This window comes from Bordetella muralis, from assembly GCF_965139205.1.
In the GTDB taxonomy this organism is placed as follows: domain Bacteria; phylum Pseudomonadota; class Gammaproteobacteria; order Burkholderiales; family Burkholderiaceae_B; genus Bordetella_A; species Bordetella_A muralis.
Genome location: NZ_CBCSIU010000010.1, coordinates 154,291 through 166,911, shown reverse-complemented (window position 1 = coordinate 166,911; position 12,621 = coordinate 154,291). Strand labels below are relative to the sequence as shown.

12 protein-coding genes are annotated in these 12,621 nt (G+C 58.4%); 8 read left to right on the top strand and 4 right to left on the bottom strand.

Annotated features, from left to right (window positions below):
- Positions 1 to 67 precede the first annotated feature (67 nt).
- Complete coding sequence (locus ACNA0I_RS16145; protein WP_415807013.1) at positions 68 to 1,321, bottom strand: D-alanyl-D-alanine carboxypeptidase family protein; 1,254 nt, start codon at positions 1,319 to 1,321, stop codon at positions 68 to 70.
- 240 nt (positions 1,322 to 1,561) lie between these two features.
- Positions 1,562 to 2,215, bottom strand: a complete 654-nt coding sequence (locus ACNA0I_RS16140; RefSeq protein WP_415807012.1) for an alpha/beta hydrolase — start codon at positions 2,213 to 2,215, stop codon at positions 1,562 to 1,564.
- Between the two features lie 193 nt (positions 2,216 to 2,408).
- On the opposite strand from ACNA0I_RS16140, the gene ACNA0I_RS16135 reads away from it, so the two are divergent.
- The 8 genes from ACNA0I_RS16135 to ACNA0I_RS16100 all read left to right on the top strand — a co-directional run bounded on the left by ACNA0I_RS16135 (position 2,409) and on the right by ACNA0I_RS16100 (position 10,290).
- Positions 2,409 to 3,266: a biotin--[acetyl-CoA-carboxylase] ligase gene (locus ACNA0I_RS16135; RefSeq protein WP_415807011.1), complete on the top strand. Its 858-nt coding sequence runs from the start codon at positions 2,409 to 2,411 to the stop codon at positions 3,264 to 3,266.
- Positions 3,263 to 4,162 carry a type III pantothenate kinase gene (locus tag ACNA0I_RS16130; RefSeq protein WP_415807010.1) on the top strand — a complete coding sequence of 300 codons (900 nt, stop codon included), beginning with the start codon at positions 3,263 to 3,265 and terminating at the stop codon, positions 4,160 to 4,162. The genes ACNA0I_RS16135 and ACNA0I_RS16130 overlap by 4 nt, the downstream gene beginning before the upstream one ends.
- A 10-nt stretch (positions 4,163 to 4,172) precedes the next feature.
- Entirely contained in the window at positions 4,173 to 4,325 is a 153-nt protein-coding gene (locus ACNA0I_RS16125) for a hypothetical protein (protein ID WP_415807009.1), read from the top strand.
- A 258-nt stretch (positions 4,326 to 4,583) separates the two neighbouring features.
- Positions 4,584 to 5,570: a tripartite tricarboxylate transporter substrate binding protein gene (locus ACNA0I_RS16120; protein ID WP_415807008.1), complete on the top strand. Its 987-nt coding sequence runs from the start codon at positions 4,584 to 4,586 to the stop codon at positions 5,568 to 5,570.
- A gap of 27 nt (positions 5,571 to 5,597) precedes the next feature.
- A complete protein-coding gene (locus ACNA0I_RS16115) occupies positions 5,598 to 6,047 on the top strand; it encodes a carboxymuconolactone decarboxylase family protein (RefSeq protein ID WP_415807007.1) in 450 nt (149 codons plus the stop codon).
- Between the two features lie 305 nt (positions 6,048 to 6,352).
- On the top strand, positions 6,353 to 7,843 hold the full coding sequence (locus ACNA0I_RS16110) for a UbiA family prenyltransferase (RefSeq protein WP_415807006.1): 1,491 nt from the start codon (positions 6,353 to 6,355) through the stop codon (positions 7,841 to 7,843).
- A gap of 86 nt (positions 7,844 to 7,929) precedes the next feature.
- Positions 7,930 to 8,277, top strand: coding sequence for a DMT family transporter (locus tag ACNA0I_RS16105; RefSeq protein ID WP_415807005.1), 348 nt, complete (start codon positions 7,930 to 7,932; stop codon positions 8,275 to 8,277).
- Positions 8,278 to 8,442: 165 nt separating this feature from the next.
- On the top strand, positions 8,443 to 10,290 hold the full coding sequence (locus ACNA0I_RS16100; protein WP_415807004.1) for a hypothetical protein: 1,848 nt from the start codon (positions 8,443 to 8,445) through the stop codon (positions 10,288 to 10,290).
- Here ACNA0I_RS16100 and ACNA0I_RS16095 read toward each other — a convergent pair.
- Positions 10,283 to 11,413 (bottom strand): glycosyltransferase, encoded by a 1,131-nt coding sequence (locus tag ACNA0I_RS16095; protein ID WP_415807003.1) that lies wholly within the window; start codon positions 11,411 to 11,413, stop codon positions 10,283 to 10,285. The genes ACNA0I_RS16100 and ACNA0I_RS16095 overlap by 8 nt on opposite strands.
- Positions 11,414 to 11,415: 2 nt before the next feature.
- Entirely contained in the window at positions 11,416 to 12,546 is a 1,131-nt protein-coding gene (locus ACNA0I_RS16090; protein WP_415807002.1) for a glycosyltransferase family 4 protein, read from the bottom strand.
- Positions 12,547 to 12,621 lie beyond the last annotated feature (75 nt).

The following is a 12,621-nucleotide window of genomic DNA, read 5'->3' as shown; positions in this document are numbered from 1 at the left end:
ATCTGACGGACCAGCGGATAGCCCCGCTTGCCCCAATTCGACAGTGCGTATTAGTTCGCTAAAAAGTCTATTCGAACTGACGTTTGACCAAGTCGACCATACGGCCGAAAAAGCCGGCGCGTTCGACCGCATCCTGGACCACCAAGGGCTCAGTACGCAAGACCTTGCCATCCAGCGTCAATTGCAGCGTACCGACTTGCTGACCCTTGGTCAGCGGGGCTACCAGCGGATCGGTGCGTTGCGCCACGGGTTTGATATCGCCGGACTTGCCGCGCGGAACGGTCACCCAAATCGGGGGCGCGGGCGGGCCGAGTTTGACGGTCTCGACCGTGCCTTCCCAGACGCGAGCGTCCAGGCCAGGTTGGTTCTGGTCGTACAGTTTGACCGAGTCGAAATTCTGGAAGCCCCAGTTCAGGAGCTTCAGGCTTTCTTCGGCGCGCGTGGCTTCGCTGTCTGCGCCGGCCAGCACGGTCAACACGCGGCGGTCGCCACGCAACGCAGTCGACACCAGGCAATAACCAGCCGCATCGGTGTGACCGGTTTTCATGCCGTCGACCGAAGGGTCCGCCCATAACAGGCGATTACGGTTGGGCTGCGTAATCTTGTTATAGGTGAACTCTTTTTGCTTGTAGTAGTGGAATTCTTCGGGGTGGTCTTTGATCAAGGCCACGGCCAGTTTGGCCAGGTCCGACACCGTCGTGATGTGCTGTGGATCAGGCAAGCCCGTGGCATTCATGAAATGCGTGTGAGCCATGCCCAGGCGCTCGGCTTCTTGGTTCATCAGCGTCGCAAACGACGCTTCGGTGCCGCCCACCGCCTCAGCCAAGGCCACAGAGGCGTCATTACCCGACTGCACGATCACGCCTTGAATCAGCTCGTTGACCGTGACAGGCTTGCGCGGTTCGACAAACATACGCGAGCCGCCAGTGCGCCAGGCATGCTCGGAAATCGGTACCTGCTGCTCCAGCGTGATCCGCTTTTCGTCCAACGCATTGAACACCACGTAAGCCGTCATGATCTTGGTCAGCGAAGCCGGCTCGATTTGCATGTCCGGATTCGACGACGCCAATACCTGGCCGCTGGTGACGTCAATGGTGATCCACGCACGCGCTGCGATGGTGGGCGCTGGTACAGCCGATAGCTCCGCCAACTGCGCGACGCCGGCAGGGGCCGCAGCCGCTACGGCTGGCGTGGGCGCCGCCGGCTGCTGTTGTTGCGCCCAGGCGGCAGAGGTTGACGCCATCAGCGCCGACAACACCGCACCAGCCAGGACACGGCGGGAAAACGCAACAGAAGACGGAAAGGAACGAGTGAGTTTCATCGGCAAAAAGGGTCCACGATCAAAAGCAGCCCGGGCGAGTGACAACACATTGGGTTAACAAGCCTGCAGGCGGTCAAAGGCCGCATCATCAACAACCGGCCTCGTGAAAAGCAGCATCATTATAGGCAGGCCCGTCTGACCACGCGGCAGCGATAACGTTCAACAACAGTAAAGGCGCACTGGGGCGCAGGTCGGGCAGGTTCGTTGCGTGACGCCATGCGGCCCGCGAACGGGCGAAAATCAGTCCAGGGCGACCTTGAGGCGGGCCTGCACCAACGCTCTCAACACGAGCAGCTTGCCATGGAAAAAATGCGAAGCACCCGGCACGACCACAATCGGCACATCCCGCGGACGCGCCCAGTTCAGCGTTTCAGATAAGGGCACCACATCGTCCTGTTCGCCATGCACCATCAGCGTGTCGGCCGGTACGGTGACCTCTGTCTCTTGAAAACGCTGGACCGCCGCTCCCATCAGCATCAGTGCCACAGGCAGCGCCGTATCGCCGGCGTCGGCCAGGCCCGCGTATGTCTGTGCCGCGACTGCCGTTCCAAAGGAAAACCCCGCCAACACCCAGGGCGCCAAGGCCCATTCGGGGTAGCGTTCCCGGACTTGCGCCACCAGCGCCAGCATATCCTGCGTCTCACCGCGGGCCTTGTCGAACTGTCCTTCGGATTGGCCTACTCCGCGAAAATCCGGACGCACGGCAACCAGGCCGTGCTGCACGCATGCGCGGGAGATCGTGGTCACCACCTTGTTGTCCCGCGCCCCGCCTTGCAGAGAATGCGGATGCAGGACCAACGCCCAGCCCCGTGGCGTACCAGCGGGCCAATCAATGGCGCAATCAATACAGCCGGCCTCGCCGGTAAAAGCCTGGATTTCGGTACGAGCAGACATGACTTGAGCGCAAATTAAGAAAGCAGCCTGCATGTTACCAACCTCGCCTGCGCTCTGTCCGGCGGGATCGGCCGCTTTTGCGTGAGACAACCGCCAACCATTTTCGGCTGCCCGCACCCTGGCATCCTGTCCGTGGACCGTTTTGTCACAGCCGCCGTGACCCGTCCCGCCCTCGTGCCCTACAATCGCCGCCATGCTTACTGATGCCCGCCCTATTGATCTGCCAGCGCCCGAGGCGCTGGTACGCGAGCTGTCTGCGCGATTGGACGGCTTTCAGGACATTGCCTGGCCTGCCAGCACGGGTTCGACCAATGCCGACTTGCTGGCGCGCGCGCGTCACTGTTCGGGCCCCTGGCTGCTGGGCACTCACCAGCAGGCAGCCGGCCGTGGACGCGCCGGACGCCCCTGGCAGAACCGTATCGGGGCCACGCTGATGTTTTCGTGCGCCTTTCCTGTGCGCATGCCGCCCCACCGGCTGCCGGCCCTGTCGCCTCTGGCCGGGCTGGCCGCAGGCGAGGCGCTGCGCAGCCTGCTGGTACGCGATGCCGATCCGCTGCGCGTCAAATGGCCCAACGATGTGCAATGGCACGATGCCAAATTAGCAGGCGTCTTGGTCGAATCAACCCGCAATCTGGCCCTGCCGGACACCTACACCATTGTCATTGGCATGGGCGTAAACCTGACTGATGCTGATCGGTTATCACAGAGCCTGGGCCGTTCTGTAGCGGACTGGACGACCATCATGCAGCAAACGGACAGCCCCGCCGTCAGCGTGGCCGACATCGTATGCGCCTCGGCAAACGCCTGGCGCCAGGCGGTTCAGGACCTGGAAACCAACGGATTCGACGCCTTTCGCCAACGATTCAGCGCCATTGACGCCCTGGCAGGCCGCGACATCAATGTCATAGATCAGGGCGCGGTCCTGTTCAGCGGCACGGCGCAGGGCCTGGACGAACATGGCCGGCTCCTGGTACAGACGCCTCAGGGGCTCGTCCCCGTATCCGTTGGCGAAGTCTCGATTCGCCCGCGTACCGCGGAGCAAACACCATGATCCTGCTGATCGACTCAGGCAACAGCCGTCTGAAGGTCGGCTGGCTGCATCCATCCGCAGCGACTGGAACGTCGAGCAATACGGAATGCGCCCCCGCAAATGGCAACACAGCGCCGCTGGACAGTGAATCGAACAACAACGGCCCGACTGGCGCCCCGGGCTCTCGCGAACCCGCCGCCATCGCCTTTGATAATCTCGATCCGCACGCCCTGGGAGACTGGCTCGGCACGCTGACGCACAAGCCAATCTCGGCCTTGGGCGTCAATGTCGCAGGCGACGAACGAGGAGCCGGCATTCGCGATGCACTGGCACGCCACAACTGCCCTGTGCACTGGATCACCTCGCGCGCGCAGTTGCTGGATTTGAAAAATAGCTACACCCAGCCTGCGCAGCTCGGTGCCGACCGCCTCGTATCGCTGCTCGGTGTTCGTAGCCGATTGGCGCCCGGACACCCGCCATTCGTGCTGGCCTCATTCGGTACGGCCACCACCATCGACACAGTGGGCCCCGATGACACCTTTATTGGCGGCTTGATTCTTCCTGGCCCGGCGTTGATGCGCAGCTCGCTCGCGCGCGGCACCGCCAACCTGCCCTTGGCCGACGGACCCGTCACCGATTTTCCGACCGATACGCACCAGGCCATTGCCTCGGGCATCGCCGCCGCCCAGGCCGGCGCCGTCGTGCGGCAGTGGCTGGCCGCTTGCCAACGCTACGGACAGCCTGCAGCACTCTATGTCGCAGGCGGCGGCTGGCCCGAGGTCGAACACGAAACGCAACGCCTGCTGGCGCAGGCAGGTAGTACCATGAGTCCAGTCGCTACCCCCTGCTATCTGGACCGCCCCGTCCTCGACGGGCTGGCGCTGATCGCGTCCCAACCCGACCCTCAATCCCTGTGAGCGAACCCTCATGCGCGTGCTTTTTCTGCTGATCGTCGCCGCCAACATCTGGGCCTATGCGCTGGGACAGGGCTGGATCGGCGCGCGGCCCGACGATGCTGGCCGAGATCGGTCCAGATTCGCCCAGGAACTGAACGTAGAACGCATTCGCGTCGGCCCGTAGCACCCCGCGCAGCCTTGCCCGGTTGCGCCGAGTCAAGGCGGCCCGCGTCCAGCCGGCTGCCTCGTCCTCCGCCTAAACGGCCACACGGCGAACACCTGTTTCAAAACGTCCATCGACCGGACACTCGTTCTGGTGCCAGACAGGCCGCGCCCTCTCTCACGCTACGATGGCGGCCACGCGGAACGAGCCCCTTCTTCTTTTGGCGTTGACGATTCCCGACCCAACAGGGCCTCGTTCAGAAACAGGAGTGTAGACACAATGAAAAGCGCCCATACGCAGCGCTGGCTGGCTTTGACCGCCATCGCCAGCACCTTTACTGTAGCCGCCACAGCCGCCCAGGCCACAGGCTACCCCGACCAGCCCATCACCCTCGTCGTGCCGTATTCGGCTGGCGGTGGCGCCGATAACGCCGCACGTATCATCGCCGAAGGCATGGGCGCGGTTTCCGGACAAAGCATCGTCATCGAAAACAAGGGCGGCGCCAGCGGCTCGATCGGCGCCTCTTACGTCGCACGTGCCAAACCCGATGGCTACACCGTGCTGTACGATTCCTCGGCATTCACCATCAACCCGGGATTGCGCAAGCTGCCCTACGACGCCAAGAAAGACTTCATCCCGGTATCGCAGGCCGTCTCCGTCCCCAACATCCTGGTCGCCGCGGAAAAGTCGAGCTTTAATAACCTGTCCGACTTCATCGCCGCTGCCAAAGCGAAACCGGGCCACTACACCTATGCCTCCTACGGGCCTGGCAGCCTGGCGCAGATGGCCGCTGAGCTATTGAAAAAAGACACCGGCATCGATGCCGTACACATTCCCTACAAGGGCGGCGCGCCGGCCATCGTCGACGTCATGGGCGGTCAGGTCGACGTGTACTTCGCCAACGCCGCCTCCAGCCTGAACTATGTCACCAGCGGCAAACTCAAAGCGCTGGCTGTGTCCTCCGACAAACGCATGCCTGAATTGCCCAATGTCGCCACTGTGGCAGAGTCCGATCCCAGTCTCAAGGACTTCAACGTTTACGAGTGGAACGGCTTTTTCCTGCCCGCAGGCACGGCACCCGATGTCGTAGCAAAACTGCAGGATCTCGTGCAAAAAGCCCTCGCCCGGCCCGAAACACGCGACAAACTGGCCAAACTGGGCCTGACCCCCGTCGGCTCCAATGCCGAAGAGTTCGCGCGTTTCATCGACACAGAACAAGCGCGTTGGGCCGAGGTGATCAAGGCCAATAACATCACGGTCAATTAAATCTGCGATACGCAAAGGAGGATGCCCATGAGCCGCCAAGACGATTTCGAACAGGGCCTGAAAAACCGACGCGCCGTCCTGGGCGACGCATGGGTCGAGCGCTCGCTGTCTCGCGCCACCTCCTTTACCGCCGACTACCAGAACCTCATCACCCGCTACGCCTGGCATGACATCTGGAGCCGCCCCGGCCTGCCGCACAAATCGCGCCGCATGATGGTCCTGGCCGTCACGTTGGCGCTCGGGCGTTGGGAAGAGTTCGAACTCCATGTGCGCGCGGCACTGACCGCCGCCGACGACTCGCGCCTCAGCCCGGACGAGCTCAAGGAAGTGTTGCTGCAAAACGCGATCTATGCAGGCGTGCCGGCTGCGAATACGGCGTTTAATTTGGCGCAGAATATCTTGCGTGATGTTGCGGGCGACATCGGCTATGAGTTGCAGCCGGCGGATCCGAGGCAGGCGGATCTGTTCGCGGAGTAACTGGCCGCATCCCTCCGCCTGATGGCACTGGGCACGAAAACTCATAGATTCAAGCACGAGCTCGACCCCGTGCCTCTCAAACATCATTCCGCGACGACCTAACAATTTCGTCGCAGCGCTGGCCAACCGACATTACTCGAACAACGACCGGCCGGCCCAGAGCACTCAGACCTCAGCCACTCGTCCACGGACATTGGCCTGCCCTTTCTCCCAGTCCCAGCTCCCCGGCCTCACGCCGAGTTGGGATGGAACCATTCAGCTACGGACGTTACCTATGCTCAGACCGAAAGGGCTCAGCGTAATCCTTGCTGTTCGCCTCACAGGTACATAACAACCTTTTTTCAACAAATTTGTCAGGAGCCATTTTGGCACTCCCCCCGATTGTTGTAGACCTGGACGGGACCTTGATTTACACGGATATGCTGCACGAAACCGCGCTACGGGCCGTGCGCGAGGATCTGGCCAATGTATTCCGCATTCCGTTCTGGCTACTGCAAGGTAAAGCCGTACTAAAGACAAAGCTGGCGAGATGTGCCCGTGTCGATCTGCAACTACTGCCGTACAACACTGAGCTGATCGAATGGTTAAAGGACAAGCGTCTCGCGGGCCACCGGCTGGTTCTGTGCACCGCTTCCGATCACTCGATAGCACAGGCAATCGCCCGGCGCTTGAATATCTTTGACGAGGTCATAGCGAGTGACGGACGTCACAATCTGTCCGGCATTTCGAAAGCGGCCAGACTGGAACAGCAATTCGGACAAGGAAACTTTGACTATGCGGGTAATTCGGCTGCCGACTTACCTGTCTGGGAACGAGCTCGTCACGCGATCGTGGTCAATGCCTCGCCTCTTTTGACCATCGAAGCCAACAACAACGTCAACGTCCACAAGACATTCCCTCGGCCCCGGGCCGGATGCCGCATATGGAGCAAAGTCGTACGTATCCATCAATGGTTGAAAAACCTGTTGCTCTTTGCCCCATTAGTCGCAGCACATGATCTGACCAACGGACATGCATGGGCATCGCTGGTTCTCGCATTTCTTTCTTTCAGTCTGTGTGCGTCCTCGGTCTACATAACAAATGACCTGCTGGATATAGAACATGATCGGCTGCATCCGCTCAAACGCAAGCGGCCACTTGCATCAGGGCGCGTACCCATCTGGCAGGGAGTATGTGCGGCCCCCCTGCTCTTCATACTCAGCCTCGTATTCGGATACTGGGCAGGCTGGCCTTTTCTTCAATGGCTGGTCGTGTATTTCCTTCTGACATGCTTGTATTCCCTTTGGCTCAAGCGCCTGATGCTGGTGGACTGTTTCACCCTGGCGTTGCTATATACCTTGCGCATTATCGCGGGTGCTGCCGCCATAGGCGTAACGCTGACCTTCTGGTTGTTGGCCTTTTCAATCTTTCTTTTTTTATCTCTCGCCTTCGTAAAGCGTTACGCGGAAATGGAGGTCCAACTGCTAAGCGGCAAGAAAAAAATACATGGCCGTGGCTACCTCTCATCTGATGCGCAGTTGATTCAGACCTTGGGAATAATGGTGGGCTGCCTTTCAGTGCTGGTCTTGGCGCTGTATCTGAACAGCGACGATATCGCGCACCTGTACCGATCACCGGAAATAGTATGGATCGGCGTTCCTACGATGCTTTTCTGGATCAGTTGGATTTGGATGCAAGCGCACCGGGGAAACATGCACGAGGATCCGGTGATCTTTGCCGTCAAAGACAGGGTGAGTCTTGTCTCTGGCCTGATATTTGCCGCTCTCCTCGTCCTCGGCTCAATAGGATTGCCCTGATTTGCACACCGCAACTTGAATCAAAGCGCCTCACGCATGCAGATATATGCGACAGCCATAGACCCGATAAACAAGATTACTGTCCCATGGATTACGGCTATTTAATGCTCTTTTTGAGCAGTATCGCCAGCGCTGCTGCCAGTGTTCTTCTGAAGCTGGCAGCCGACATGTCTGGCGAAGACGCCAGGATACTTCTGCTTAATGGCAAAACAGGGCTGAAAGCGGTGGCACTCGGCTGCTACGGGGCTGGCTTTGTTTTCTATTCAATTTCACTGAAATCGATCCCGTTACAGACAGCTTATCCCATTATGGTTGGCGCAACCATATTGTTGCTGTTCATTTATGGGCTTGTGCTGTCTCAGCCGCTGTCCAGCACGTCCATTATGGGTGCTGTCTTCGTTTGTTTTGGCATATTTCTTCTTTCAGCCAAATGAGTACCAGCTCATTTGACGTTACTCGCCTTTTTGAGGAATTGTTGGTTGATGCTCTCCTCCCGAACATTTTTCTGGGCCTCCCTGACTCTCGTTGTACTGTTCATGATTCTCAGCTTATTTCGTGTCAGACCCGAAATAACGGGAGATGGCCTGGAATATACGCTCATGAGTCAGGCGTTTATAAATCATGGAACGCCGGACATAACATCCAATGATTTCGATGTCGTGCAAACGTATGCCGGCGACGCTCAAACCAACGTTCCCGATGTGGCACATAGGACGCCATTATCCAGCTCGCCGCCGTTCTACGCCGACAAAGACGGAAACTATTATTCGTATCATTTTTGGCTGTACTCACTGCTTGTCGCGCCTTTTCTGTTCATCGTCAAACTTCTGGGTCGCGCGACACCATGGGCCTTTATTGTGGCCAACGTGATTTCTGCTATCGCTGCGTCTTGGGCGATCTGTATGTGGAAAAAGATAGGCAGAGAACAACGGCTGCTTCTGCTGACGCTGTTCTGGAGCTGCGGAACAATACCATATATCCGATGGACTCATCCGGAGGTTTTTTGTGCATCGCTTCTTGTTGTGTCATTGATCTGGGCATGTAATCACAAATACGTCCTTTCAGCCATCTTCGCCGCGATAGCAGCGCAGCAAAATCCACCCATCTTATTATGGGTGGCGGCGCTCATGGCGATTGACCTTTGCAGCCAATATCAACGAACCAAATCCATCTGGCCATCGACCAGAAAGTTGGCGGAATGGGGCGTATGCCTCGTCCTGGCATCCCTTTCGATGGCATTCTTCTTTATTCATTTTGACACCTCAAATCTGATTACCCGCTCCGGAGGTGCAAAGACTGAGTTGATCTCGATCGACAGGCTCTGGTCTTTTTATTTTGATCTGAATCAGGGTGTAGTGTTATTGCTCTGGCCGTTGCTGGCGCTCGTGCCTGTCGTGATGACGTATGGCATCGCCGCGAGCAAGCTGGACAAGAACAGCCTTATTGTCGTCGGCGGCTTGGCACTCATGTCCCTGATGCTGGCGTTCCCATCGATTTCCACCCCCAACTTCAATCCCGGAACGTCGTTCATTCTGCGGTATGCCTATTGGGCAAGCATACCGCTCATTTTCATTGTCACTACTATAGACCTCAAACATGGCAAAGCGAAAGCGATCACATGGGCAGGGATCTTGTCGTATGTTGTCCTTAATCTTTCCTACTACACAGGAAACTGGCCCAGCTATCTTCATTACACTCCGACAGCCCGATATGTAATGGAAAAATTTCCCGGTATGTACAACCCGATTCCGGAGATCTTTATAGAAAGGGCAACGCATTCTGAAGGAAGAAACGACAAAGATATTTATTTTTACGCGGCAAACGGAAAAGTTCGAAAAATCCTATTGAATGCCAGCCACAGAAATATTGGCGAGTTTCAGTGCCTGAATGGCAAACCTGCGCGAGAATACGTGACGTCAAAGGTCAGCGCCGAAGCAGGCTGGACCTATTTCAATCTCAGAGATGGATGTACCTCATTAGTTAACGAGAATGCCGTTTACAAGCCTGTCTCTCCTATCGCCAAGCACGGCACTTTATTCTTTAACGAGAGCGGCACCGGAAAATCCTACCTCGGCGCGGGATGGTCTCACCCGGAAACATGGGGCGTCTGGTCCGCAGCAAACGAAGCCGAGATCGCTCTGCGATTGGCCGACACTAATGTCCAGACGCTTTCGATCAGCGCAAATGCTTTCGTGAACGGCATACACAAAGAGCAACTGATTGACTTCTTTGTGAACGATATTCCTGCCGGATCTATTGTCTTGACACGCTATGACGGCAATAGATTTTCAATCCACATACCGGATGAGGCGTTACCCGATATAAAGCACTCCAATACATTGCGATTGAATCTGAAATTTCGTACCCCTGCACGCCCGAAAGATCTGGGCATCAGCGAGGACGACCGCATGTTGGCACTAGGATTGGTCGCGCTGACAATCAACTAGGGTTGGCCAGTTCATTAAACAACGCCGCATATTGGCTGCCCAACGGAGCGCCGGAGAACAATTGTTCGTAACGAGCCCGCGCACCTTGCCCCAGTTGTGCGGCCCGAGCCGGATCATTGAGCATTGCATTCATCGCCTCAGCCAACGCTTGCTCATTCTCCGGCGGCACCAACAGACCGCTCTCATCCTGTGCATTGATGAAGGACATGCCGGACCCGATGTCACAGCAAATCAGCGGCCGCCCGGCCATAGCGGCCTCGATCAACACCATGCCATAGGCCTCGGAGCGCAGGTGCGACGGCAAGACGAATGCTCGGCAACGCCGCATCAATGCCGCTTTCTCCGCGTCGGAAACCTGCCCGGCGAACAGAACATTGTTGGCGCCTTGACGCGTACTTTGCTCTTTCAATGCAGAGCCTTCGGTCCCGGAGCCGGCAATCACGATGGGCGCATTGACCCGTTTGGCCGAGGCCACGAGCGTATGCAAGCCCTTGTAATAGCGCAACGCCCCCAGAAAAAGGAAAAAGGGCTGTCCCTCGGCCAAGCCCAGGCGAGCGAGCACGCGCGGATCCTCCTGCTGCTGGGATTCAACAATACCCAAAGGAATAGTGCGCACCTTGGCCTTCCAGCGTTGGTCTGACAGGACCGGGCTGGACGCCGCATAAGTCGGCGACGTCGCAACAATCGCCGATACAGAGGAAAGCATGCGCCGCATCAAGGGCGCATAAATCTGACCAAGCGAACGCTGTCGTACGATATCGGAGTGATACACCAATACGGTCGGTTTCTTGGGACGTGTCACCAAGTCCAGCAAATCGGCAAACGGCCATGGGAAGTGATAACAAATCACGTCAGCCTGCCGAGCTCGCGCGGCGAAACGCAGAAAAGCGGCCGGGCCGCCCAGATCGCACGACGCGGGCGCTGCCCACGAGCGGGCTCGCACGACCTGTCCCTCCGGCTGCTCCAGCACCGAGGGAACTGGCGAGGGTGACAAGGTGAAAATCGTACTTTGCACACCATGCCCGGATGTTGCCAAGCATATTTGCCGTATCGCTTCAGCCACCCCGCCAGGCGGATCGGGATAGTAGCAACGGTAAACGTGCAAAACACGCAATGCTGTCATGATCAAGTTCTCCCGAGCATCGCTCGGCGGGCGTCGACGGCCTCGGCGAACACCTGCAGCGCGCTTTGCGCAGCGGCACGCCACGTGAAACGAGCGGCATTGGCGCGCGCCTTGCCAGCAAGCTCGGCATGCAGCGCATCATCGGTCAATAGACGCAACAGGCCGTTGGCGATGGCTGCTTCGTCCCGAGGATTAACCAGCACTCCGGCCTCGCCAGCGACCTCGGGCAATGATGAGATATCGGCAGTGACAACAGGTACGCCAAACGACATGGCTTCGATCAGAGGAAAACCGAATCCTTCATACAGCGACGGCATGGCTAAAAAACGCGCATTCGCATACAGCGTGGACAGCTGGCCATCGGTTACATAGCCGGTCACCAGCACTTGTCCCATCAGCCCCATCTGCGTCAATAGATCGGGCACGTCCACCCCTCCCCAACCTTTGCCTCCGGCAATGACGAACTGATGCGCTGAGCGCACCGCTTGCGGTAAGCGTGCATAGGCGCCCAAAAGGCGCCTGAGGTTCTTGCGTGGCTCCAGCGTACCGACAAACAAGAAATACGGCTGCCGCACACCCAATTCGCGCAAGACGCCCGGATCTGCCGGAGCGCTCAACGCCGTCACCCCTGGATACACCACGCGGACCTTTCCTCGCGCCTCGGGAAACTCTGCTTCTACGTCATCCGCTGTGCTGCGAGACACAGCCATGATGCGATCGGCGAGCCGTACGGCGTCAGGCATCAACGTGCTATCCAGCAGTCTGCTCAACGGCCGCATTGTCTCACCCGCATGCTTCCACACCAGGTCATGGATAGTCACTACGCGCGCAACCGAGGGGGACAGATAACGAGGCAAGCGATGTCCCGGCCCCCAAAACACGTCCAGGCAATCTCGACCCGCTTGCCAGGGCAGAACGGTCTGCGACCATAGCATCCGGCCAATGCGGCCCCGGATCCTGCCTGCTCTCACTCGCGCATTCGGCGCAGACCAATCGCCCACCACTGGCGACTGCGGCATATAGAGCGACAAGTCATGGCCCTGAGCCAGCAGCTCGCTCGAAAGCTCGGCCGTATATCGACCGATACCGGTCACAGGCATCGTCAACAGACGAGCATCGATGCCGATGTTCACGCTGCCCTGTCCCGCAAAGCATTCAGTGCAGTGCGCTGGACAGATAAGGCCGCCTCCAGCAGAAGAGGGTCGTGG

Coding starts and splice junctions, on each gene's coding strand:
- ACNA0I_RS16145 (WP_415807013.1), bottom strand. CDS start 1,321: ATGAAACTCACTCGTTCCTTTCCGTCTTCTGTTGCGTTTTCCCGCCGT.
- ACNA0I_RS16140 (WP_415807012.1), bottom strand. CDS start 2,215: ATGTCTGCTCGTACCGAAATCCAGGCTTTTACCGGCGAGGCCGGCTGT.
- ACNA0I_RS16135 (WP_415807011.1), top strand. CDS start 2,409: ATGCTTACTGATGCCCGCCCTATTGATCTGCCAGCGCCCGAGGCGCTG.
- ACNA0I_RS16130 (WP_415807010.1), top strand. CDS start 3,263: ATGATCCTGCTGATCGACTCAGGCAACAGCCGTCTGAAGGTCGGCTGG.
- ACNA0I_RS16125 (WP_415807009.1), top strand. CDS start 4,173: ATGCGCGTGCTTTTTCTGCTGATCGTCGCCGCCAACATCTGGGCCTAT.
- ACNA0I_RS16120 (WP_415807008.1), top strand. CDS start 4,584: ATGAAAAGCGCCCATACGCAGCGCTGGCTGGCTTTGACCGCCATCGCC.
- ACNA0I_RS16115 (WP_415807007.1), top strand. CDS start 5,598: ATGAGCCGCCAAGACGATTTCGAACAGGGCCTGAAAAACCGACGCGCC.
- ACNA0I_RS16105 (WP_415807005.1), top strand. CDS start 7,930: ATGGATTACGGCTATTTAATGCTCTTTTTGAGCAGTATCGCCAGCGCT.
- ACNA0I_RS16100 (WP_415807004.1), top strand. CDS start 8,443: ATGAGTCAGGCGTTTATAAATCATGGAACGCCGGACATAACATCCAAT.
- ACNA0I_RS16095 (WP_415807003.1), bottom strand. CDS start 11,413: ATGACAGCATTGCGTGTTTTGCACGTTTACCGTTGCTACTATCCCGAT.